The 22791-nt window shown below is 63.1% G+C and carries 20 protein-coding genes; 11 read left to right on the plus strand and 9 right to left on the minus strand.

All coding sequences use genetic code 11. The features are described 5' to 3' along the window. Positions 1 to 372: 372 nt before the first annotated feature. Complete coding sequence (gene hydA / locus ACE3PP_RS02465; RefSeq protein ID WP_374377592.1) at positions 373 to 1833, plus strand: dihydropyrimidinase; 1461 nt, start codon at positions 373 to 375, stop codon at positions 1831 to 1833. A 1-nt stretch (position 1834) separates the two neighbouring features. Here hydA and ACE3PP_RS02470 read toward each other — a convergent pair whose 3' ends face one another. The 3 genes from ACE3PP_RS02470 to ACE3PP_RS02480 form a co-directional block, all read right to left on the minus strand. After that, positions 1835 to 2317, minus strand: a complete 483-nt coding sequence (locus ACE3PP_RS02470) for an SRPBCC family protein (RefSeq protein ID WP_374377593.1) — start codon at positions 2315 to 2317, stop codon at positions 1835 to 1837. A gap of 82 nt (positions 2318 to 2399) precedes the next feature. Next, a complete protein-coding gene (locus tag ACE3PP_RS02475) occupies positions 2400 to 2834 on the minus strand; it encodes a hypothetical protein (RefSeq protein ID WP_374377594.1) in 435 nt (144 codons plus the stop codon). Positions 2835 to 2886: 52 nt separating this feature from the next. Further along, a complete protein-coding gene (locus tag ACE3PP_RS02480) occupies positions 2887 to 3840 on the minus strand; it encodes a DMT family transporter (protein WP_374377596.1) in 954 nt (317 codons plus the stop codon). 109 nt (positions 3841 to 3949) lie between these two features. Between ACE3PP_RS02480 and ACE3PP_RS02485 the strand changes: the two genes are divergently transcribed. Further along, positions 3950 to 5212, plus strand: coding sequence for an MFS transporter (locus ACE3PP_RS02485; RefSeq protein WP_374377598.1), 1263 nt, complete (start codon positions 3950 to 3952; stop codon positions 5210 to 5212). Between the two features lie 3 nt (positions 5213 to 5215). Here ACE3PP_RS02485 and ACE3PP_RS02490 read toward each other — a convergent pair whose 3' ends face one another. The 3 genes from ACE3PP_RS02490 to ACE3PP_RS02500 are packed head-to-tail and all read right to left on the minus strand — an operon-like array spanning position 5216 to position 6820. Beyond that, a complete protein-coding gene (locus tag ACE3PP_RS02490; RefSeq protein ID WP_374377600.1) occupies positions 5216 to 5575 on the minus strand; it encodes a hypothetical protein in 360 nt (119 codons plus the stop codon). Continuing rightward, positions 5575 to 6138: an NAD(P)H oxidoreductase gene (locus tag ACE3PP_RS02495; RefSeq protein ID WP_374377602.1), complete on the minus strand. Its 564-nt coding sequence runs from the start codon at positions 6136 to 6138 to the stop codon at positions 5575 to 5577. The genes ACE3PP_RS02490 and ACE3PP_RS02495 overlap by 1 nt, the downstream gene beginning before the upstream one ends. A 4-nt stretch (positions 6139 to 6142) precedes the next feature. After that, positions 6143 to 6820 (minus strand): TetR/AcrR family transcriptional regulator, encoded by a 678-nt coding sequence (locus ACE3PP_RS02500; protein WP_374377604.1) that lies wholly within the window; start codon positions 6818 to 6820, stop codon positions 6143 to 6145. A 237-nt stretch (positions 6821 to 7057) separates the two neighbouring features. Between ACE3PP_RS02500 and ACE3PP_RS02505 the strand changes: the two genes are divergently transcribed. Continuing rightward, positions 7058 to 7714, plus strand: a complete 657-nt coding sequence (locus ACE3PP_RS02505) for a hypothetical protein (RefSeq protein WP_374377606.1) — start codon at positions 7058 to 7060, stop codon at positions 7712 to 7714. 16 nt (positions 7715 to 7730) lie between these two features. Here the strand turns inward: ACE3PP_RS02505 and ACE3PP_RS02510 are convergent, their stop codons facing one another. After that, positions 7731 to 8915, minus strand: coding sequence for an AGE family epimerase/isomerase (locus ACE3PP_RS02510; RefSeq protein WP_374377607.1), 1185 nt, complete (start codon positions 8913 to 8915; stop codon positions 7731 to 7733). 88 nt (positions 8916 to 9003) lie between these two features. Further along, a complete protein-coding gene (locus ACE3PP_RS02515) occupies positions 9004 to 9216 on the minus strand; it encodes a DUF1127 domain-containing protein (RefSeq protein ID WP_374377609.1) in 213 nt (70 codons plus the stop codon). A gap of 272 nt (positions 9217 to 9488) precedes the next feature. On the opposite strand from ACE3PP_RS02515, the gene ACE3PP_RS02520 reads away from it, so the two are divergent. The 8 genes from ACE3PP_RS02520 to ACE3PP_RS02555 all read left to right on the plus strand — a co-directional run bounded on the left by ACE3PP_RS02520 (position 9489) and on the right by ACE3PP_RS02555 (position 20313). Then, positions 9489 to 10865, plus strand: a complete 1377-nt coding sequence (locus tag ACE3PP_RS02520) for an NAD(P)-dependent oxidoreductase (RefSeq protein ID WP_374377611.1) — start codon at positions 9489 to 9491, stop codon at positions 10863 to 10865. Positions 10866 to 10877: 12 nt separating this feature from the next. Next, positions 10878 to 12170: an NAD-dependent dihydropyrimidine dehydrogenase subunit PreA gene (gene preA, locus ACE3PP_RS02525; protein ID WP_374377613.1), complete on the plus strand. Its 1293-nt coding sequence runs from the start codon at positions 10878 to 10880 to the stop codon at positions 12168 to 12170. Between the two features lie 272 nt (positions 12171 to 12442). Then, positions 12443 to 14188, plus strand: a complete 1746-nt coding sequence (locus ACE3PP_RS02530) for an ATP-binding protein (protein ID WP_374377615.1) — start codon at positions 12443 to 12445, stop codon at positions 14186 to 14188. A gap of 303 nt (positions 14189 to 14491) precedes the next feature. Continuing rightward, entirely contained in the window at positions 14492 to 15493 is a 1002-nt protein-coding gene (locus ACE3PP_RS02535) for a BMP family protein (RefSeq protein WP_374377617.1), read from the plus strand. A gap of 10 nt (positions 15494 to 15503) precedes the next feature. Then, positions 15504 to 17054 carry an ABC transporter ATP-binding protein gene (locus tag ACE3PP_RS02540; RefSeq protein WP_374377619.1) on the plus strand — a complete coding sequence of 517 codons (1551 nt, stop codon included), beginning with the start codon at positions 15504 to 15506 and terminating at the stop codon, positions 17052 to 17054. After that, positions 17044 to 18093, plus strand: coding sequence for an ABC transporter permease (locus ACE3PP_RS02545; RefSeq protein ID WP_374377621.1), 1050 nt, complete (start codon positions 17044 to 17046; stop codon positions 18091 to 18093). The genes ACE3PP_RS02540 and ACE3PP_RS02545 overlap by 11 nt, the downstream gene beginning before the upstream one ends. A 5-nt stretch (positions 18094 to 18098) precedes the next feature. After that, positions 18099 to 19037 (plus strand): ABC transporter permease, encoded by a 939-nt coding sequence (locus ACE3PP_RS02550; RefSeq protein ID WP_374377623.1) that lies wholly within the window; start codon positions 18099 to 18101, stop codon positions 19035 to 19037. Between the two features lie 4 nt (positions 19038 to 19041). Then, positions 19042 to 20313, plus strand: coding sequence for an amidohydrolase family protein (locus tag ACE3PP_RS02555; protein WP_374377625.1), 1272 nt, complete (start codon positions 19042 to 19044; stop codon positions 20311 to 20313). An 82-nt stretch (positions 20314 to 20395) separates the two neighbouring features. On the opposite strand, the gene ACE3PP_RS02560 is transcribed toward ACE3PP_RS02555, so the two are convergent. Then, the coding region (locus tag ACE3PP_RS02560; RefSeq protein WP_374377627.1) for a calcium-binding protein at positions 20396 to 22791 on the minus strand (2396 nt) is incomplete at its 5' end.

The raw sequence follows: 22791 nt of genomic DNA on the forward strand, positions 1-22791 counted from the left end.
GCGCCAGCCCGGGCAGGACAATGCCGGGCGCTCAAGCGGCCGGGCGGCCCGTCATTGCCGCCCATACGACCTGAGCGATTGCCGATGATCGGACGATGATGAGACGACGGAGATAACATCGCGTAGGCGAAATGGCGCAGATGACATGGCGACAAGCAGCAACGGTCTGGCCAACGCGGCGCTTTGCAGGCCGCCTGCTTTCCGCTACCATCCTTGACCGAATGATCAAAAAAGAACGCCGCAGGTCGCCGGGTGTGGCACCCGGCCGCGATGCGGCGCTGTAGCCACGAGCCCGAGGGCCGAGCAAGCTTGGCGGCAGCGCCAGCCTTTGATCCGCCCCCTGGGTTCATTTGAGCCAAGGGAGTGCGCGCGATGTCTTTGTTGATTCGTGGTGGGACCGTCGTCAATGCCGATGGCGAGGCCCGGGCCGACGTCTATTGCGAGAACGGCAAGATCAAGGCCGTGGGACCGAACCTTGAGGCTCCGTCGGGTGCCAAGGTCGTCGATGCAGGCGGCCAATATGTGATGCCGGGCGGCATCGACCCGCACACGCACATGCAGCTTCCCTTCATGGGCACGGTGGCGTCCGAGGATTTCTTCACCGGCACCGCAGCGGGCCTGGCCGGCGGCACCACCATGATCATCGATTTCGTCATCCCCGCGCCGCAGACGTCTTTGCTCTCGGCCTACGACCAGTGGCGCGAATGGGCGCAGAAATCCTGCGCCGATTATTCCTTCCACGTCGCCGTCACTTGGTGGTCGGACAAGGTCCGCGAAGACATGGGCGTGCTGACGCGCGAGAAGGGCGTCAACTCCTTCAAGCATTTCATGGCCTACAAGAACGCCATCATGGTGCCGGATGAAAATCTGGTGCAGAGCTTCCAGCGCTGCCTCGAACTCGGTGCCATCCCCACGGTCCATGCCGAGAATGGCGAGCTCGTCTATCACCTCCAGGCCGAGATCCTCAAGAAAGGCATCACCGGCCCCGAAGGCCATCCGCTCTCACGTCCGCCTGAGGTTGAGGGCGAGGCCGCGAACCGCGCCATCCGTGTGGCGCAGGTCATCGGCAACCCGCTCTACATCGTCCACAATTCCTGCAAAGAAGCAGTCGAGGCGATCACCCGCGCGCGCAACGAAGGCCAGCGCGTCTATGGCGAAGTGCTCGCGGGCCATCTCCTCGTCGATGACAGCGTCTATCGCCATCCCGATTGGAACGTGGCGGCGGCGCATGTGATGAGCCCGCCCTTCCGCCCGAAGGAAAACCAGGAAGTGCTGTGGCGCGCCCTGCAATCGGGCAACCTCCACACCACGGCAACCGACCATTGCTGCTTCTGCGCCGATCAGAAAGCGGCCGGCCGCAACGATTTCACCAAGATCCCCAACGGCACCGGCGGTGTCGAGGACCGCATGTCGGTGCTGTGGCATCACGGTGTCGGCACCGGCCGCCTCACGCGCTCGGAATTCGTGAAGGTCACGTCGACGGCGGCGGCGCAGATCTTCAACATCTATCCGCGCAAAGGCTCGGTCTCGGTCGGCGCCGATGCCGATATCGTCGTCTGGGATCCGGCGGCGACGCGCACCATCTCGGCCAAGACCCATCACCAGAAGGTCGACTACAACATCTTCGAAGGGATGAGCGTCACCGGCAATGCGGCCGTGACGATCAGCCAGGGCCGCGTGGTCTACGAGAAGGGCGAGCTGAAGGTCGAGAAGGGCGCCGGCCGCTATATCGACCGCCCGACCTTCCCGACCATCTTCGACGCCGTGAAGAAGGTGAACGAGATCCGCGCCCCCAAGGCCGTCAAACGCGCCCAGGACAAGGCCGCGGAATAGTTCAGCACACCGTGTAGAACGGAAACGTCTGCAGCTTCTTGCGCGCGGGCGTTTCCGCTGCAGGCTTGTTCCAATTGGCGGCGAAGGCGAGGAAGCGTTTCGTCTGCCGCGCTGCCCCTTCGGCATAGCTTGCGTTGATCGTGCGGTCCCAGAAGCGGGCGAGCGGCCCCTTGATCTCGACGGTCGATCGCACCAGCGTACCTTCGGGCGTCGGGATGAAGGCATGTTCGGTCTTCATGCGCGCCAGCGGCAGATAGGCGATATCGGTGAAGCGATAGGGTTCGACCATCGTCTCGACCTTGAGTTTCACGGCGGTCCGCCCGCGCGGCACCAACGCGAACTCGGTTCCCTCGTTGGCAGGACCGTCCAGGATGATGGCCTCGATCCCGTCATCCCATTGCGGCCAGGCGGCGACATCGCTCATCGCGCCATAAAGTTGCTCGGGTTTCAAATCCGTGACGGTCTCGTATGAATAGCGGCGCATCTCATCCTCCATGCTTCTGGAAGAGGAGCCTAGCGGGCATGTGTGTCAGATTCTGGCAGCAGCGTGGCGGCGAGCGGAAATTTCACCAGTCGATGGGGACGCCGCGCTGCTTCCAGGCGCTGTCCTCGGTATGGGCGAGGATGCCGATGATGGCCGGCCCGCCCTGTTCGTTGCCCTTGCCATCGATGCGCAACGTGTAGGTGGAGTGGAAATCGACGATATGTCCGCCAGATTTGCTGATCAGCGCCCAATCGACATGGGCTTGGCCAAAGGTCGGCGACAGTTTCTGGAAGTCGAACTTCGCGATTTCGGCGCGGGCGAAATCGACCTTGTCGTAGAAGGCGACGAAGCCTGTCATGTCGGCGAGCATTTCGGCCTTGGTCCGGAACACATAGCCCGTCTCCTCGGAGAGGATCTGTACCGGAAACGCATAATGATCACAGATGGCGGCCGCATCCTGGGCGGTGAAGGCGCGGGCATAACCGTCAAAAAAGGTGCGGATGTCGGAAGCGTTCATGCGCAATTCGTCTAGCTGGAGAGATCTGTCGTCGACCTTAGAGATTTATCGCTCACCTGTCATTCCGGGTGTGCTGGAGTGCGCGGATCGACAGCCAGATGCCGAGGATGGACAGGGTGAAACCGGCTAGTTCAACAAGACTTGGGCGGCGCCCTTCGGCCAGGAAGACATAGAAGACACCGAAGATCGTTTCGAAGACGATGAGCTGGCCGGCAAGCGTCACCGGCAATCTGGTCGAGGCGATGTTGAAGAGGGCGGCCGCACCCCAGGAGGCGCCAAGACCCAGCACCGTGCTCCAGAAAGCGACAGCGATCACCTCACCGGTCGCAAAGAGATGCGGGATCGAATGGGCGCCATCGCCGAAGATGAGGTGCAGCGGAAAGAGCGCCAGCGTCAACGCCAGGGTTGCCACACCGATGGCGCTGGCCCAGGCGGTGGCGCCGACATCGGCGCGGCGTTTCAGGAACGCGGCGTTGGCGATGGCGTACCAGGTCCACATGATGACAGGCGCCACCAGACAGAGAATGCCGAGGAGGGAGGCATGCGCGCCGCCGGCATCGCGCCCCCGCGCGATATTGACCAGCATCAGCCCGATGAAGACGGCGATGAGCGGCGGGGCGAGTTTCTTCCACGGCAACGCGCCCTCGCGCCAATTGCCGGCCAAGGCCACGGTGACGGGCAGCAGGCCGATGATCGGGACGGCAAGCCCCGCCCCGGCAAGGCGGATGCCGAGCACCAGCAGCGCGTAATAGAGCAGATTGCCGAAGATCGCGAAGGACGCAGCCAAAACCCAATCGCCGCATGAGAGGTGCACGCGACCGAACCGCCAGAGCAGGATGAGCGACCCGATGCCATAGGCGAAGTAGCGGCCGAACGTGATGTCGAGCGAGCTCGCACCGGGCACTATCACCGGCACGATGAAAGCGAGCGCCCACAGCGATGTGGTGGCGATCATGGCGACCAGTGGTGCCGGGGCCACATGGATCGCGCGGATACTGTCGGTCATGGCGCCACCTGAGAGGGATCGTCGGTCGCCGCCAGAGTACAGGCTGCCATCTTGATTTTCCACCATTGGTACGCCAAAAAGGCGGCCCTTCCGCAAGAATGGCAAGAGCATGAGTGAGGCATCCGAACATCACGACGGCGGTCGACGGCGATCCTGGCTGCTGGATCTGACGCCCCTGCGTGTCTCCGCTGCCTATCGACGGCTGTGGTGGGGACAACTCCTTTCCGGGATCGGGTCATCGATGACAGCGGTTGTGGTCTCGGTCCAAGTCTATCAGCTGACAGAATCGTCATTCTTCGTCGGCATGGTCGGACTTGCCGCACTCGTACCGTTGCTCAGTGTAGGGCTGCTGGGCGGCGTCATTGTGGACAGCGTCGACCGTCGCCGCCTGGCATTTTTCACCAGCCTCATATTGGTCGCGGTCTCGTTGGGCTTTGTGGCGCAGGTTGCGATGGCACCGACGCAGCTTTGGCTGCTTTACGCCTTGATCGTCGTGCAGAATGCATTCTTCGCGCTGGAGAGCCCCACCTTGCGCGCCATCGTGCCGGCGCTGATAGCGACAGACAAACTTGCCGCAGCGGCGGCACTGTCGATGTTTTCGTTCCAGATCAGTATCCTGCTTGGCCCGATCCTGGCCGGCTTCGTCGTCGATCGGCTGGGCCTGGCAACCGCTTATCTCATCGACGCCGGTACCTTCCTGGTCGCGGCCTATGCCGCTTGGCGCCTGCCGCATCTGCCCGCTGCCAAGGACAGCGCGCAGCCGAACCTTGCCGGCGTGATCGACGGCATCAAATTCCTGAAATCGAAGAGCCTGCTCTTCATGCCGCTGCTGCTCGATATCAACGGTATGTTGTTCGGCATGCCGCGGGCACTCTTTCCGGCACTTGCCGCGACGCATTTCACAGGGGGTGCCGGATCGGTGGGCCTGCTCTATGCCGCCCCGGCCCTGGGTGGCATCATCGGTGCGCTCTTCTCCGGCCCGCTCACGCGGTCACGGCGGCATGGGCTGGCGCTGCTCATTGCGACAGCAATCTGGGGTCTTGCCAGTGCCACCTTCGCGGTGAGCGACGTCTTGTGGATCGGCATCTTGTTTTTGGCGGTCGCCGGTGCCGCGGATATGGCGACCGGTGTTTTCCGGGCGACGATCTTGCAGACACAGGCGCCTGGCGCCCTGATGGGCCGCGTCAGCGCCGCGGCGTTCGTGGTGGGTGTCGGTGGACCTTGGGCAGGCGATATCGAATCGGGTATTGCCGCGGAACTGACCAACCCGGTCTTCGCCGCCGTGGCGGGCGGTATCATCTGCGTATGCGGCGTCATCCTGCTGCATTTCTGGCGCCCGGAATTCGCCCGTTACCGCGCGCCGACAGCGTAGGCGCTATTCCGTATCGATCGGGTCGGAGAGGTTCATCTCGGGGATGAGGCCGCGCTGGGCGCAGGGGTCGATCTGCATCAGCGCCTCGCGGGCAAGCGCGGCGAGATCCTCGCCCTGCCGTTCGGGATGCGCCTTGATCCAGTCGATGACGGCGTAGCTCACCTGCAAATCATCCCGCGCCCCGCGCGCGCAGGCGGGGTCACTGGTATTGGCGTCGCCGATGATCGACCGCACGGCACCGATCGTCGCCATGCAGGCCGCACGATCTTCGCCATCGGTCGAATTGCAAGTGGCACCGGTATAGGCGAAGGCCGGTGTCGCGAAGCCGATGAAGATGGCGAAGGCGAGAAGAGCTTGGCGCATCAGAAACCGCGTCCCAATTCCTCGGCCTGCGCCAGGAGTGTTGTGCGGCGCTCGGCGCTTTGCATCACGTCGTAGAAGAATTCGAGCCTGGCCTCGGGGATGCCGCAATAATGCATGATGCCGGTGACGAGCTGCGTCTGCATCGCCGCATCGTAGCCGCGCTTCAGATAGCCCTCTTCATCGCCCGAGGCGGTGCCGATGAGGAGCGCCTTGCTATGCGGCAGCTTGCGGTCGCCATAGGCCCAGCCATTGTTCCAGACCCGGTCGATCCAGCCCTTGGTCGTCGCCGGGAAGGACCACCACCAGATCGGAAAGATAAAAGCGAGCGCGTCATTGCGCGCGATGCGTTCCTGTTCCTTCAACACGGCGGCGCTATAGACCTTGCTGCCGTCATTCCAATCCGGTTCATCGGCGACCGGGAGGCGCGGATCGAAATTTTCGGCGCGGAGATCGGCGATTTCCGCCGCATGACCCGCCGCCGCGAGGCCCGCCGTGAAACGATCGAGCACGCCGCCGCAAAAGGAATCGCGGCGCGGATGATCGAAGACGACCAGGACTTTCATCGGATCAGGCGTCCGGCGCTTTCAGGCCGCAGCCTTTGAGGATGATGTGGGTGATCTGCCGCGCCGCCAATTGATAGTCAGCATCGATGAGTTCGCGCCGCCCCAGGACGGCAGCGATCTGGGTCGAGAAATCGGCATAGGTCTGCGTCGTCGACCAGATCATGAAGAAGAGATGCTTGGGATCGATGCGGTCCATCTTTCCCCGGCTGATCCATTCTTCAATGATCGCCGACTTGCGCTCGACCCAATCTTTCAAATCCTGGCGCATGAAGCGGTCGAAGCGGGGGGCGCCGTGCAGCACCTCGTTGGCGAAGACGCGACTTGCGATCGGCCGGTCGCGGGCAAGGTCGATCTTCTGCCCGATGTAATGGGCGAGCGCCAAAGCCGGATCGGCATCGGGCTGGATCTCCTGCGCGGTGTTCAGCCACAGCTCGATGATGTCGCGCAACACGAACTGGTAAAGATCGTTCTTGGTCTTGAAATAGTAATGGAGATTGGCCTTCGGCAGGCCCGCGCGCTTGGCGATGAGGCTGGTCGAGGCACCCTCGAAGCCCATTTCGGCAAAGACCTCTTCAGCGGCCCGGCGGATGCTGGCCTCGATACGGGCACGGCTGCGTGCCCGGACGCCGAGGTTGCCCTCGTCCGATTCCGCGTGGGCCTCGTCGCCGCCCGCGTCACTCATGGCCAATTCCCCCAATGCCTACCCCGTTTTCCCCAGTAAAACCGGAACGGGGCCGAGGCTCAACCGGATTGTTTGACCGCTGGGTTAAATGATCGGTCAAGATTTGGGCCCGATGACCGATATTTCTAAGTGCAAGCTTGGTTCCCAAGCGCGGTCAAACGTCGGACAGCCGATAAGCTCGACAAAGAGTCCGAAATTGCTAGCATTAGGTGTGATTCGGCCGTTAAGGAACGCAATATGAGAAGCCCGACATGGTTGGTTTTAACTGGCGCCGCATTTCTTGCGGCATGTGCAACGGCTCAACCGATGTCCCACAGCTCGACGGCCTCATCCACAGCCGCCAATTGCGATCATCTCATAGTGTCGCCTTCCGGGCTCAACGACCAAATCACCACCTTGAAACACTCAAAATGCAAGGTGATGTGGGACAAGACCAATCGCCCGGTCGATATCTATATGGTAGGGGGGAAGTTGAATCCTATCGCTGCCGACATCAATGAAGCGATAGTTGATGGGTTGATTCTCGATTTTGCACCACGCCTCTTCCTGATGATTGGCCGCTACCGCGACAATGTTTCCGTTCAGGATCTCGATTTCGAGATGCTGGAGAAGCAAGGCGATGACCTGGAAGCGAAGGATCTGAATCGAACCGTGACAGCCGTGCTGCCTGCCGGGTCGGCAGTCGGACATGTCTTCTCGGTGCGAGAGACAGAAACGGACGTCGTATTGGCTTGCGTGGTAGTTACGACGCAAGGCAGTCGAAACGCGCCAACGCGAATTGCCGTTTGTCGGTCCGTGACGAAGAAACTGTCAGATGAAGAGAAAATGACCGCAGCTATCGTGGCAAGGGCGCAAAGGATCGCATCCGAAGATTTCCCATCGATCCTGCCTTAACTTTGGCTCCGGCGGTTTAAATAACCCCCAGCACCTCATAGCAGGCGCCCATCGTGTGATAGTCGACCTTTCCGGCGGGGCTCTTTTCGTCGGAATATTTCCGATTGTCGTTTGTGAGGATGCGGTACCAGGCGCCGTGCTGATGGTCGACGAAATGGCGCCAGCTATAGTCCCAGATGCGGTCGTACCAATCCCAATAGCGCGCATCGCCGGTACGTTGCGCTAGGCAGGCGGCCGCGGCGAAGCTTTCGGCCTGGACCCAGAAATATTTGTCGGCGTCGCAGATCTCATCTTGCGGCCCGAAGCCGTAGAAGATGCCGCCATGATCCTTGTCCCATGCCTTGGCGAGCGCGATGTCGAAGAGTTCCTGCGCGCGCGGCACCAGCCAGTCGAGCTTGCGGTGGCGTTCGAGGATGAGGAGGAGCTTCGCCCATTCGGTGAGATGACCGGGCTGATAGCCCCAGGGACGGAAGATGTTGGTCTTGTCGTCTTTATTGTAGTCCCAATCGACCGACCAATCCGCATGGTAATGCTCCCACATCATGCCGCCGGCATGTGAGGCCTGGCGGCGGGTGATTTTGTGGGCGAGGGTTTCGGCCCGGTCGAGATAGCGCGTATCCTTCGTCGCCTCATAGGCCGCCAGCATCGCCTCGCAGGCATGCATGTTGGCGTTCTGCCCGCGATAGGGATAGGTCCGCGACCAATCGGCGGCCGCTTCGTCGGCATAAAGCCCGTGCTGCGGCTCGAAGAAGCGGCGCTCCATCAGGTCGAAGGTTTCGGCGAGAGCGGGCCGTGCCGAATCCTCGCCAGCCATGACGGCATGGGCATAAGCGAGCAGGACGAAGGCAAGGCCATAGCAATGGTTGGTGCCGTCGAGAACCTTCTTTTGCCCCTTCTCCCAATTGAGCACCCAGGCATAGCCGCCGGTCGCGGGATCGCGATGGGCGTCGCGCAGAAAGGCGAGGGCATGGCGCAACCCATCGCGATATTTGTCGTCGCCGAAATGCCGGCAGGCCATCCCGTAATTGAAGACGAGGCGCGTCGAGCTCACCAGATGCCGGGTCGTGGCATCGTAGACCGCGCCGTCATCCTTGAGGAAATGATAGAAGCCGCCGGATGGGTCGATGCTGCGCGGATGATAGAAGGCGAGCGTCGTGCGGATGTGGTCGATGAGGAAGGTCGGATCGCGGAAATTCGGCACGGCGGATGGGCCTTTTCATCTGGAGCGCACAAGGCACCAGACTAGCAAGGTGATCCGACCGCGTGCCGAATTTCTTGGGTCTGCGCGATCAGTCACGCGGTCGGCCGTGGCGGATCACATGATCGATCTCGGCGCGGCTGACGCCGATGTCGCGCAGCTGGTGGTCGCTGAGATTGTAGAGCGCGTTCGAGGCCTGGCGCCGTTCGCGGGCGCGGGCAAGATAGGTGGCAAGGGCTGCGAACAGGCCGAGGAGGCGGGCGGCGCGGCGGCGGCGGGGGGCGATGAGATAAGTCGTCGGCATGGGGGACTCCGTTCAATGCTTGGTGTCCCGGAGATAGGCCCGAAACCGAAGACCCGCTGTGAGCGCATTCACATTCCTAGGCAGAATCGGGGTTTTGTTAATTTCTTTCCAATCGGTCAAGAATAATTGACCATATGGTTAGAATGTGTTTCCATGGGTTGAAACAGGTAGCCAGACCGCCACCGACAGCAAAGATCCGCGCCCCATTCACCAGGAGGCGCCGGGGCAGTCCGGCCGAGAGTGACTTTTGACGTCAACCGGGAGGACCGCCGATGAGCGCGACCGCCGCACCCGATATCCGTTCCGGCCGTTTGGGGCCGACGGACCTCGCTGCGAATTTCGACGATGTGAAGCCGCCGCTCGACCACAAGCGGGCATTGGTGGAAAGCAACCGCTGCTTCTATTGTTACGACGCGCCCTGCATCGAGGCGTGCCCGACCTCGATCGACATACCGAGCTTCATCCGCTCCATCGCCGTCGGCGATCCGATCGGTGCTGCCGAGACGATCCTCGAAGCCAACATCATGGGCGGCATGTGCTCCCGCGTCTGCCCAGTCGAGATTCTGTGCGAGCAATCCTGCGTACGTAACCATTCGGAAGACAAGCCCGTCGCCATCGGCGCGCTGCAGCGCTTTGCGACCGACGCGCTGGTGGCCGAGGGCAAGCAGCCCTTCACCCGCGCCGCTGCGTCGGGGAAAAAGGTCGCCGTGGTGGGCGGCGGTCCCGCCGGTCTTTCGGCAGCCCACCGTCTCTCGCGCCTGGGGCATGAGGTCACGGTTTTCGAGGCGAAGCCGAAGCTGGGCGGCCTCAATGAATACGGCATCGCTGCTTACAAGACGGTGCATGATTTCGCGCAGACCGAAGTGGCCTTCATCCTGGCGCTGGGCGGTATCCATGTGGAAACCGGCAAGGCGCTGGGCCGCGATGTGACGCTCTCGGCCTTGCGCAAGGATTTTGATGCCGTGTTCCTGGCGATGGGGCTTTGCGGTGTCAACGCGCTGGGGGCGGAAGGCGAGGAACTCAAGGGCGTCGAGGATGCCGTCGCCTATATCGCGAAACTGCGGCAGACGAAGAACAAGGGCGAACTGCCCGTGGGGCGCAAGATCGTCGTCATCGGCGGCGGCAACACCGCAATCGACATCGCCATCCAATCGAAGCGCTTGGGCGCCGAGGATGTAACCCTGGTCTATCGCCGCGGCCCCGACAATATGAGCGCCACGCATCACGAGCAGGAATTCGCGCAAACGAACGGTGTCAAAATCAAGCATTGGGCGCGACCCGTGAAACTCCACGGCCATAACGGCGCCGTGCGCGAGATTGAGTTCGAATACACGCAGCTCGATGCGCAAGGCCGCCTGATGGGTACCGGCGAGACCTTCACCCTTCTTTGCGACACGGTCTTCAAGGCGATCGGTCAGACGCTGGTGAAGGACCCGGTCAACGGCAGGGCGCAGGACGTGCTGGACCTGGCCGGCAACAAGATCGCGGTCAATGAGGATTTCGCGACCTCGATCAAGGGCGTCTTCGCCGGTGGCGATTGTGTGGCGAGCGGCATCGATCTCACGGTGCAATCGGTGGCAGACGGGCGCGACGCGGCGATCGCCATCGACGCTTACTTGCGCGGCGAAGCCCCCGTTGGACAGGGCTGAGGGAGGAACGAAATGGCTGACCTGCGTTCGAACTTCATCGGCATCAAATCGCCCAATCCGTTCTGGCTGGCGTCCGCGCCGCCCACCGACAAGGAATACAATGTCGTGCGCGCCTTCAAGGCGGGCTGGGGCGGCGTCGTGTGGAAGACGCTGGGCGAGGACCCGCCCGTCGTGAACGTTAGCTCCCGCTACGGTGCCTTCAATCTCGGCGCCGACCGCATGGTGGGCTTCAACAATATCGAGCTCATTTCCGACCGGCCGCTCGACGTGAACCTCCAGGAGATCAAGCGCGTGAAGCGCGACTGGAAGGACCGCGCTATGATCGTCTCGCTGATGGTGCCGTGCGAGGAGGATGCCTGGAAGCGCATCCTGAAGCGTGTCGAGGAGACCGAAGCCGACGGCATCGAGCTCAATTTCGGCTGCCCGCACGGCATGTCGGAACGCGGCATGGGTGCGGCGGTGGGCCAGGTGCCGGAATATGTCGAGATGGTCGCGCGCTGGTGCAAGCAGAACACGCGCATGCCGGTCATCGTCAAGCTGACGCCGAACGTTACCGATGTCAGGAAACCCGCCCAGGCGGCGAAGAAGGGTGGGGCGGATGCCGTCTCGCTCATCAACACCATCAACTCGATCTGCTCGGTCGATCTCGACCAGATGGCGCCGACACCTGTCGTCGACGGCAAGGGAACGCATGGCGGCTATTGCGGCCCGGCGGTGAAACCCATCGCCCTCAACATGGTGGCGGAGATCGCGCGCGATCCGGCGACGCACGGCATGCCCATTTCAGCGATCGGCGGCATCGGCACCTGGCGGGATGCCGCCGAGTTCATGTCCATGTCGGCCGGCAACGTACAGGTCTGCACCGCCGCCATGCATTACGGATTCCGCATCGTCGAGGAGATGGCGAGCGGTTTGGCGAACTGGATGGACGAGAAGGGCTACCGGTCGATCGAGGATTTCCGTGGCAAGGCGGTCCCCAATGTCACCGATTGGCAATATCTCAACATCAACTTCAAGACGATCGCCAAGATCGACCAGGAAAAATGCATCCAATGCGGCCTCTGCCACATCGCCTGCGAGGATACGTCGCACCAGGCGATCGCCGCGAAGCGCGTGCCCGATGGGAAGGGTGGGGGCAAGCGCCGCTATGAAGTGATCGATGCGGAGTGCGTGGGGTGCAATCTCTGCTACCACGCCTGCCCCGTGCCGAACGTCATCAGCATGGTGCCGCAGGATACGGGCAAGCCCTATCTCAACTGGACCCAGGATCCGCGCAATCCCATGCGCAAGAAGGCGGCGGAATAGGCGGCGGCAACCCCGCCGGTCGGCCTCCAACGATCCGCCCGGCCCAAGGTGGTATCGACGCCGGGGAACAAATCCGCTAAACGAACGACCGCGAACGGCGGGGGATACCCTCTGCTGATCCGGAAAATGCCGGGCAAGAGCGAACTTAAGTCGCACCCTTGTTACCGGCTGACGGGTCGAAAGTTCACACCTAATTAACAAGTTTGAGGGAAATATTCCCCCTATGACGGAAGCCGGTCTTGGCAGCCGTTCGGGAGCGTTTTAGCGGTAGAATGTCGATCATCACCCTGTCTGGCGAGGCGCCAAAGCAGCATTCGAGCGCCCACAAGGAGTTCACGGCTTCCTGGTGGAACAAGGAAACCTTGCGTGATTGGCTGCATGCCGATGGCGGCTTCATGCCCTGCATCGGCGGCAATCTCGCGGCAGCGTTGCTCTATTTCCTGCTGGGTCTTGCGGTCGGCCACTATTTCGCCGCCTATGGTCTCTTTCCGGCGCCGATCTGGCTGCCATCGAGCGTTGCCGTGGTGGCGGCGATGCTGGGTGGCTGGCGTTTCTTCCCGGGCCTTTTCCTCGGCTCGTTCCTTATCAATTACGGCTATTTCGAATCGAGCTTCTTTGTCGCCGGGCTGATCTCGCTCACCAATGCGCTGGGGCCGATCCTGGCCATCGACCTGATGCGGCGCTGGCGCGGCGAGCGCAGCCTGTTCAGCACCTTTGCCGGCATCGTCGCCTTCATCCTGTGCGCGGTCATCCTGCATCCGGCGATTACGGCCGGCGGCGGCACGCTGGCGCTCAATCTGGGCGGGGTCGTCGATCCGGCCTGGGATCCCGACATCCTGTTCAAGACCTGGACCAGCTGGTGGCTGTGCGACAGCGGCGGCACCTTGTCCTTTGCCCCCTGCCTGCTGCTGTGGCTCGATGCCGAGCGGGGGCCGGAAGAGACGCCGCGCCCGCTGCAACGCCATGAGCGGCTGGTGTGGGTCATCGTCGCCGCCATCGTGATCGGCCTGTTCGTGGCACCACCCGCGCATTTCGCTCTTTTCGCGACGCTGCCTTTCCTGCTGGTCGTGCCGCTCTCCTGGATCGCGCTGTCGACCTCGCTGCGCGCGGCCTACACGCTCGTCTCGCTGGCCTCGGTCATCGCCATGGCGGCGACGGCGGCGGGTGTCGGTCCCTTCCACGCGCCGGTCACCATCAACCCGTTGCAGATGGCGGGCGTGCTCATCGTCCTTTTCACCATGACGGTGCTGACCATCGTCGCCCTCTTCCGGGAGCGCCGCGCCGCCGAGGAAGCGACCCGCGCCAAGAGCATGCTGCTTGCCACCGCCAGCCATGACCTCCGGACGCCGCTCAACGCCATCATCGGCTTTGCCGACCTGCTGCGCACGCCGACGCGCCAGATGCTGACGCTGGAGCGCGTGCGCGAATATGCCAACGACATCCATTCCAGCGGTTCGCTGCTGCTGGGCCTCATCGATGAGATCCTGGACCATGCCAAGATCGAGGCCGGCAAGCGCGAGATCGAGCCGCAATTCATCGATGCCACCGGCATCGCCGCCGCCTGTCTCGATCTGCTGTCGGGCCGCGCTGCCGGCAAGCAGGTGAGCCTCGCCGTGAAGGCGCAAGGGGCGAACGCGCTCTTTGTCGACGAACTGGCCATGCGCCAGATTCTCCTCAACCTCGTCGGCAATGCGGTGAAGTTCACCGAGGCCGGCGGCTCGGTCGAGGTGCGCCTCGCCATCCGCGCCGATGGTGGCGGCGTGGTCGAGGTCGCCGATACCGGCGTCGGCATGAGCGATGAAGAACTGGCGCAGGTGCTGCTCCCCTTCGAGCAGGCGGGATCGACCCGCCAGCGCCAGGGCGGCACGGGCCTGGGCCTTACCATCGTGCTGCGCCTCGTCGAAATGCATGGCGGGCGCCTTTCCATCAGCAGCGCGCCGGGGCAAGGGACCACGGTCCGCTTGAGCTTCCCGGCGGCCCCGCGCGCCATCGTCGGCACCGACGCCCGCCGCACCTGATCTTCTTTTCGCGCCCGATCTTCTTTTCGCGCCTAATCTTCTTTTCGCGACTGCGGAAAAACCGTTGAAGGCGATCCGCCTTTGTGGAAGGATTTCGCTCGCGAGTTTGATAGGCGGGCCGAGTCCGGAAGGTTTTGACGGACTGTCGCGCATCCGCACTTGCACCCGACCGTGACGCGGGGGGCCCTTAGGGCGCCTGCCGCCAGATCAACCGGTCGCTGGGTGGGCTCGTATTCCCCAGAGTACCCAGCGCTTTCACGCGCCCAAAAAACGACTTGGCAATAATAAGAGCAGGAGAAGGCTATGATCCGGACAAATCGACGCGCATTTCTGCAAGGCACCGCGGCCTTGGCCGCCGTGACGACACTGCCGCGCCTGGCGCTGGCGGCCGATCCCATCAAGGTGGCGGCCATCTATACCGTGCCCATCGAACAGCAATGGGTGAGCCGCATTCACAAGGCGGCGACCGCTGCCAAGGAACGCGGCGATATCGAATATGTCTTCTCGGAAAAGGTCGCCAACACGGATTATGAGCGCGTCATGCGCGAATATGCCGAAGCCGGGCACCAGCTCATCGTCGGCGAGGCCTTCGCGGTCGAGGATGCGGCGCGCGCCGTCGCCAAGGACTATCCGGGGACGGCCTTCCTCATCGGCTCCTCGTTCAAGCCGGATGCGGCACTCCCCAATTTCGCGACCTTCGACAATTACATCCAGGATGCCTCGTACTTGACCGGCATGATCGCGGGGGCGATGACCAAGAGCGGCAATATCGGCATGGTCGGCGGCTATCCGATCCCCGAGGTCAACCGCCTGATGAACGCCTTCATGGCGGGGGTTAAAGAGGTGAAGCCTGACACCAAGTTCCAGGTGGCCTTCATCGGTTCCTGGTTCGATCCGCCCAAGGCCAAGGAAACGGCGCTGGCGCAGATCGATGCCGGGGCGGACCTCCTCTATGCCGAACGCTTCGGCGTTTCCGACGCGGCAAAGGAAAAGGGGATCCTGGCGGTCGGCAATGTCATCGACACGCAAGCCGATTATCCGGATACGGTGGTGGCTTCGGCCCTGTGGCATTTCGAGCCGACGCTCGACCGCGCCATCGCCAAGGTGAAGGATAAGAGTTTCTCGGCCGAGGATTACGGCGCCTTCTCCTTCATGAAGGAAGGTGGTTGCAGCCTGGCCCCCTTGGGCACGTTTGAAAGCAAGGTGCCGGCCGATATCGTCGCCAAGGTGAAGGAGAAGGAGGCGGCGATCAAATCCGGCGCCTTTACCGTCGCCATCGACGATAACGAGCCGAAATCGAGCTGATGCCGAACTGATGTCGGCAGCGGTCAGCGCTCGGCCGGGGGAAATCGTCCTCCGGCTGAGCGGCATTTCCAAAAGCTTCGGAGCGCTCAAGGCCAATGACGGGATCAGCTTCGATCTCGCCAAGGGCGAAGTGCTGGCGCTGCTTGGCGAAAATGGCGCCGGCAAGACGACGCTCATGAACATCCTCTTCGGCCATTATGTGGCCGATCAAGGCACGATCGAGGCGTTCGGGGAAATGCTGCCGCCGGGCCGCCCGCGCGCGGCGCTCGATGCCGGCATCGGCATGGTGCACCAGCACTTCACGCTCGCTGAAAATCTCACCGCGCTTGAGAACATCGCGCTCGGCACCGAGAGTCTGCTGGCGTGGCGCACCGATACCAATGCCGTGCGGGCGCGCATCAACCAGCTGACCGCGGATTTCGGCCTTGCCGTCGATCCAATGAAGCGCGTCGCCGATCTGTCGGTGGGCGAGCGGCAACGGGTCGAGATTTTGAAGGCACTCTATCGCAACGCCCGCATCCTCATCCTCGACGAACCGACGGCGGTGCTGACGCCGCAGGAAAGCGAGGCCCTGTTCGCCACCTTGAAGAAGTTGGTGGCGCGGGGGCTCGCCATCATCTTCATCAGCCACAAGCTTCACGAAGTGCTGGCGGTGAGCGACCGCGTGCTGGTGCTGCGCCAGGGAAAATTGGTGGCGGGGCGCGAGACAAAGGGCGCGACGCGCGCCGAGTTGGCCGAGATGATGGTGGGCCGGCCGGTGCCGGCGCCGAAAGTCGAGACCCAGGCGCCGGGCGCCGAATTGCTGCGCCTTGAAAGGATCATCGTTGCCGGCGCACATGGCAGGCACGAACTCGAGGGCATCGACCTCTCGCTTCATGAAGGCGAGATCGTGGGCCTCGCCGGTGTCAGCGGCAACGGGCAGGGGGCGCTCGCCGATCTCCTGAGCGGGCTTGTTGCACCCAGCGCCGGCCGTTTCATTATGCAGGGCGAGATGATCACGACCACGGACGCCGCCGGCATGGTCGCCCGCGGCCTCGGGCGCATTCCGGAAGACCGTCACGCGGTCGGTCTCATCGGCGACATGTCGATCACCGAGAACATGATCGCCGAGCGCTATCGCGATCGGCCCTTCTCGCGGCGGCAGATCATCGATTGGCAGGCGGCCAAGGATTTTGCCGAAAAGATCATTGCCGGTTTTGACGTGCGCTGCCCCGGACCGCAGGCGACCACGCGGCTCCTTTCCGGTGGCAACATGCAGAAGCTGATCCTGGGGCGCGAGATGGCGGGGAACCCGAAACTCATCCTGGCTGCCCAGCCGACGCGCGGCCTCGATATCGGCGCGGTCGGCTATGTGCATGACCAGTTGCTCGCCGCCCGCAAGCGCGGGGCCGGCATTCTCCTCATCTCGGAGGACCTTGACGAGCTTCTGGCCTTGAGCGATCGGCTGCATGTCATCTATCGCGGCCGCCTGTCGCCGTCGATCCAGCGCGCCCAAGTCTCGGTGCCGGAGATCGGGTTGATGATGGCGGGTCATGGTTTCGGAGAGCCCCATGCGGCTTGAACCGCGTCTTGCCACCCCCTGGTCGATCTGGCTCGCAGCACCGCTCGCGGCGATCGGGGCAAGCCTTGTCATCGCGGCGCTGCTGGTGCTGTGGAGCGGGGCCAACCCGTTTGGCGTTTTCGGCCTGGTCATCAAAGGCTCGGTCGGTTCGCAATTCGCGCTCTTCGAGACGCTGACGCGGGCGACGCCGCTCATCTTCACCGGCCTTGCCGCCGCCGTCGCCTTTCGCGCGCGGCTGTGGAATATCGGCGGCGAAGCGCAGCTTTACGGTGGCGCCATCATGGCGGCCTTGCTCGGGACTGGGCTGCTGCCGCTGCCGGCACCCATCCTCGTCCCCATCCTGCTCGTGGCCGGTGCCATCGCCGGTGCCTTGCTGCTGCTGGGGCCGACCCTCATGAAGACGCGCTTCGGCGTCGATGAAGTCGTCACCACCTTGCTGCTCAATTTCATCATCCTGCTGCTGGTCTCCTTCCTGCTCGAAGGGCCGCTCAAGGACCCGATGGGGATGGGCTGGCCGCAATCGAAGAAGGTGATCGAGGCGGCGCATCTCCCCAAGCTCATCCAGGGAAAGCGCCTGCATCTGGGGTTCCTTATCGCCTGTGGCATGGCTGGCCTCGTCTGGTTCATCAACGCCAGGACCGTGCTGGGCTATGAGATGAAGGCGGTGGGCCTCAACGCCCGCGCCGCGCGCTTTGCCGGCATGAAGGTCGATTTCGTCATGGTGAAAGTGGCGCTGCTCTCGGGTGGGCTCGCGGCACTCGCCGGCGTTTCCGAAGTGATCGGCCTCAAGGGCAATCTGACGCTCGATCTCTCACCCGGCTTCGGCTATGCGGGGATCGTCGTCGCCATGCTCGCCATGTTGCATCCCCTGGGCGTCGTCGCCGCCTCGATCTTCGTTGCCGCCATGTTCGTCGGCGCCGATGCGATGAGCCGGCAGGCGGGTGTCCCCAACTACATCGCCCATGTGATGGTGGCGACGGCGCTGCTCAGCATGGTCGTCGCCATGCTGTTCACGCGTTTCAAGCTGAAGTGGCGGTGAACGGCATGGAAGCGGTCGAGATCCTTTTCACGGCAAGTCTCTGGGCGGCGGCGATCCGCATTGCCTCGCCGCTGATCTTTGCGACCCTCGGCGAGCTTATCTGCGAACGCGCTGGCGTGCTCAATCTCGGCATCGAGGGCATCATGACGGTCGGTGCCTTTGCCGGCTGGTTCACCGTCTATGCCGGTGGCGATCTGTGGACGGGGATTCTCGTTGCCGCCCTCGCCGGGGCGATGTTCGGGCTGCTCCACGCCTTTCTCGTCGTGCCCCTCGGACTCTCGCAGCATGTGACGGGCATCGGCATCACGCTGCTCGCCACGTCGCTCACTTCCTTCGTCTACCGCGTCTCGCTGCCGGAAGTGACCAGCCCGCCGAAGATCGAGCCCTTCCAGCCGCTCGCCCTTCCGGGCCTTGCCGACATTCCCTTCCTGGGCGAGGCGCTTTTCAGCCAGACGCCGCTTACCTATCTCGCCTTCGCGAGCGTGGCGCTGGTCGCTTACATCCTCTACCGCACGCCGCTCGGCCTTGCCGTGCGCATGGTGGGCGAGAACCCGGCGGCGGTCGAGGCGCAGGGCATCGACGTCACCCTCTTGCGCATCGGCGCGGTGATGGCAGGGAGCGCCTTCATGGCTTTGGGTGGCGCCTTCCTCACCATGTCGGCCTTCAATTCCTTCTATTTCGACATGGTCAATGGGCGCGGCTGGATCGCGATCGCTTTGGTCGTCTTCGGCTCGTGGCGGCCGGGCAAGGCCCTGCTCGGCGCCATTCTCTTCGCCGCGTTTGACGCCTATCAGCTGCGCCTGCAGCAGATCGTGGCGGGTGTCCCTTACCAGTTCTTCCTGATGTTGCCCTATATCCTCTCGATCCTGGCGCTCATCACCATGGCGCGCCGGGCGGGTTATCCCAGGGCCTTGATGATCCCCTACCGCAAGGGGGAAAGGTAGACCCATGTTCGATCTCGTCATCCGTCACGCGACCTTGCCCGATGGGCGCAAGGGTATCGATATCGGCATCAAGGCGGGGCGCATCCTGGCGGTGGAACCGAACCTGCCCAATGCCGGGGAGGCGACGATCAACGCCGCCGGCAATCTGGTCAGCCCACCCTTTGTCGATGCGCATTTCCACATGGATGCGACATTGAGTCTGGGACTCCCGCGCCTCAACAAATCGGGGACGCTTCTGGAAGGCATCCAGCTCTGGGGCGAGTTGAAGCCGCACCTGACCCAGGAAGCGATCATGGAGCGGGCGCTGCGCTATTGCGACTGGGCGGTGGCGCGCGGGCTCCTCGCCATCCGTTCCCATGTCGATATCTGCGATCCGCGCCTCCTTGCCGTCGAAGCGCTGATAGAGGTGAAGAAGCGGGTCAGACCCTATCTTGACCTGCAATTGGTGGCTTTCCCGCAGGACGGCTATCTGCGCAGCGCCGGTGCCGTGGCGTTGTTGAAGACGGCGCTCGACCGTGGTGTCGATGTGGTGGGCGGCATCCCCCATTTCGAGCGCACGATGGCCGATGGTGCCGCCTCGGTGCGGCTGCTGTGCGAACTGGCGGCGGAACGCGATCTTCTGGTCGACATGCATTGCGACGAGACGGACGATCCGATGTCGCGGCACATCGAGACACTGGCTGCCGAGACGCACCGGCTGGGCCTTCGGGGCCGCGTCACCGGCTCGCATCTCACCTCGATGCATTCGATGGACAATTATTACGTCTCGAAGCTCATCCCGCTGATGGCCGAGGCGGGGGTTGCCGCCATCGCCAACCCGCTCATCAACATCACCATCCAGGGGCGGCACGATACATATCCGAAGCGTCGCGGCATGACGCGCGTGCCGGAATTGATGGCGGCGGGCATTCCGGTGGCCTTCGGTCATGATTGCGTGATGGACCCCTGGTATTCGATGGGGTCGGGCGACATGCTGGAAGTCGCAGCAATGGCGCTCCATGTCGGGCAGATGACCGGCCTCGATGCCATGCGCGCCTGTTTTCAATCCGTCACCGAGATTCCAGCCAAGATTCTGCATCTCGACGGGTACGGATTGGCGCCCGGCTGCCATGCCGATCTCGTGATCCTCGATGCCGCCGACCCGATCGAGGCCATCCGCCTCAAGGCGGCAAGGCTCAAGGTGCTGCGCCGGGGCAAGGTGGTGGCGGAAGGGCCCGGCGGAGCGATGCGCCTCGACCTCCCCGACCGGCCGCTCGAGGTCACATTCCGTCACTAGGGTAAGTAAAACTTAACGGCGGCGCCGTGGGAACTGCGGCGCCGCCGTTCTGCTCAGTCAGTGTCGACTTCGGGTGCAGGGACTAGGGAGCGCCCAGAATGAAGTCGTCGCTGCCGAGAGAGGATACCTGCATGTTGCGCAGGGTAATCGTGTGGTCGGCGCCGAAATCGAGCACCACGTCAGTGCCGATATTCTGGGCATGCGCCAGCACGGTATCGAAATCGGTGACGCCGGCAATGTTCCGCAGGTCGATCCGGTCGCCATCGTGGAAATCGTCGACGATGATGTCGCCGAAGCCGAGGAAGGTATCGTTGCCGGCCCCACCGATAAGGATATCGTTGTCGCCGCCGATCAACGTATCGGCACCTTCGCCGCCGTCGAGGGTCAAGGCGATGGCGCCGGTATGGTTCCGGGCATCGATGATATCGTTGCCGCCGAGCCCGTTGACCTCAAGCCTGTCCTGGGCGGTGGCGCTCCATACCTCGATATCGGCGTGAAGGCCGGTGATGTGGGTGACGCCGTTCACCGTTTCCAGCTTGATGCTGTCGTCACTGCCGGTCGCATTGACCGTCACGGTATCGGCGACGCCGTCATCGCCGCCGCTGAGACTGGCGGCCAGGCCGATGGCGACGCTCTTCACATCCGTGCCATCAAGGGCATTGATCGTCACGTGATCCGTGCCGCCGAGAACGCTCACTTCCAGGCGCTCGACATTGTCGAGATCCATATGGATGTTGGCGATATCTCGGTTGACGAACGCGTGGTCGCCATCGGCACCGATAACCATGCTCTCGCTGGCATTGGAGCCGTTGAAGAGCACGACGTCCGTGCCTGTGCCACCATCGACAAAGTCGCTGCCATCACCTGGGTCCCATATAAAGGTGTCGGTGCCAGCGCCCATGAAGACGGTGTCGTTGCCCTGATTGCCATCGATGACGTCGTCACCTTCGCCGCCGATCAGCGTGTCGTTGCCGGTCCCGCCGGAAAGATGATCGTTGCCGGCACCACCATCGAGAATGAGGTGGATGGCGGTGTCATGCATCTGGGTGGCGGTCAGCGTGTCATTGCCGGACTTGCCGGCGACGACGATCTCCTCCACGCCGCTCAGGATATCGATGCCGGTACCGCCATCGGCCCCGGAGGCGATGTGGGTCCCACCGGCATCGGTCGAGACGGTGAACAGATCGCCGGCACTGGTGCCATTGACTTCCACCACGTCGAAACCGGTGCCGCCTTCGACCAGGTCGCGGCCATCGCCCATGTTCCAGATGAAGCGGTCGTCATCGGCGCCACCGGCCAGGATATCGTTACCGGCGCCACCATGCAGGGTGTCGTTGCCATTGCCGCCATCCAGGATGAGGCTGACGCCCATCGGATCGGCGCCGCTGATGTCGAGCGTGTCATTGCCATCGAGGCCGCGCAAGGCGATGCGGTCAAGGCCGGCCTCCGCATGGGTGACGCGGACCGTGACTCCGAGGCCCGCGGCTTCTATGGCGTCGCCGACGACCTGGAGGCTCATCACATCGTCGCCATTGCTGCCGGCGATGTTGACCTCATCGGCCGCCGCATCGCCGAGGCCGCTATTGCCGGCCAGATCGACATAGACCGCGCGAATATCGGTCGCGCGCATATCGCCGATGGTGACGCGGTCCGTGCCGCCCAGGGCGCGGATCGTCATTTCCTCGATATTGTCGATATCCATGTTGATGTTGGCGATGTTGCGGAGCACCGTCGCATGATCGCCACTCGCGCCAACCGTGATATCTTCGCTGGCATTGGAGCCGTTGAATCGCAGTTCGTCATGGCCGCTGCCGCCATCGACGATATCGCTGCCATCGCCCGGATCCCAGATGAAGGCGTCATTGCCGTCGCCCATCAAGACCGTGTCATTGCCCTGATTGCCGTCGATCGCATCGTCCCCGGCGCCGCCGATGAGCAGGTCGTTCCCGTTGCCGCCGTTGATCGTGTCATTGCCGGCGCCGCCATCGATGGTGATGTGGGTGAGTGCCGCGACATTGCCGCTGACGGTGAAGACATCGTCGCCTTCTTTGCCGGTGATGGTAATCTCTTCGACATTGATCGCGGCAATGCTGCCTGAAGGTGTGCCTTCCTTGGCAATCGTGACGCCGATGCCGTTTGCCGCGACCTGGAAGACATCGCCGTCCTTGGTGCCATCGACCAGCAGCACGTCGTTGCCGCTGCCGCCGTCGGCCACGTCATCGCCGTCGCCCTGGTGCCACAGGAAGCGGTCGTCATCGGCGCCGCCCAGCAACGTGTCGTTGCCGGCACCGCCATGCAGGGTGTCGTTGCCGTCGCCGCCGTCGAGGATCACGCCCACCAGGCCTGCCGCGACGCCGCTGGCATCGATTCTGTCCTCGCCGCCGAGGCCCCGGACAGTGACGTGATCAAGTCCGATCTCGCCATTCTCCACACGGACCGTGGCGCCGAAGCGATCGATTTCGATCGCACTGCCGACCG

This window comes from Dongia sp., assembly GCF_041910485.1.
GTDB lineage: Bacteria > Pseudomonadota > Alphaproteobacteria > Dongiales > Dongiaceae > Dongia.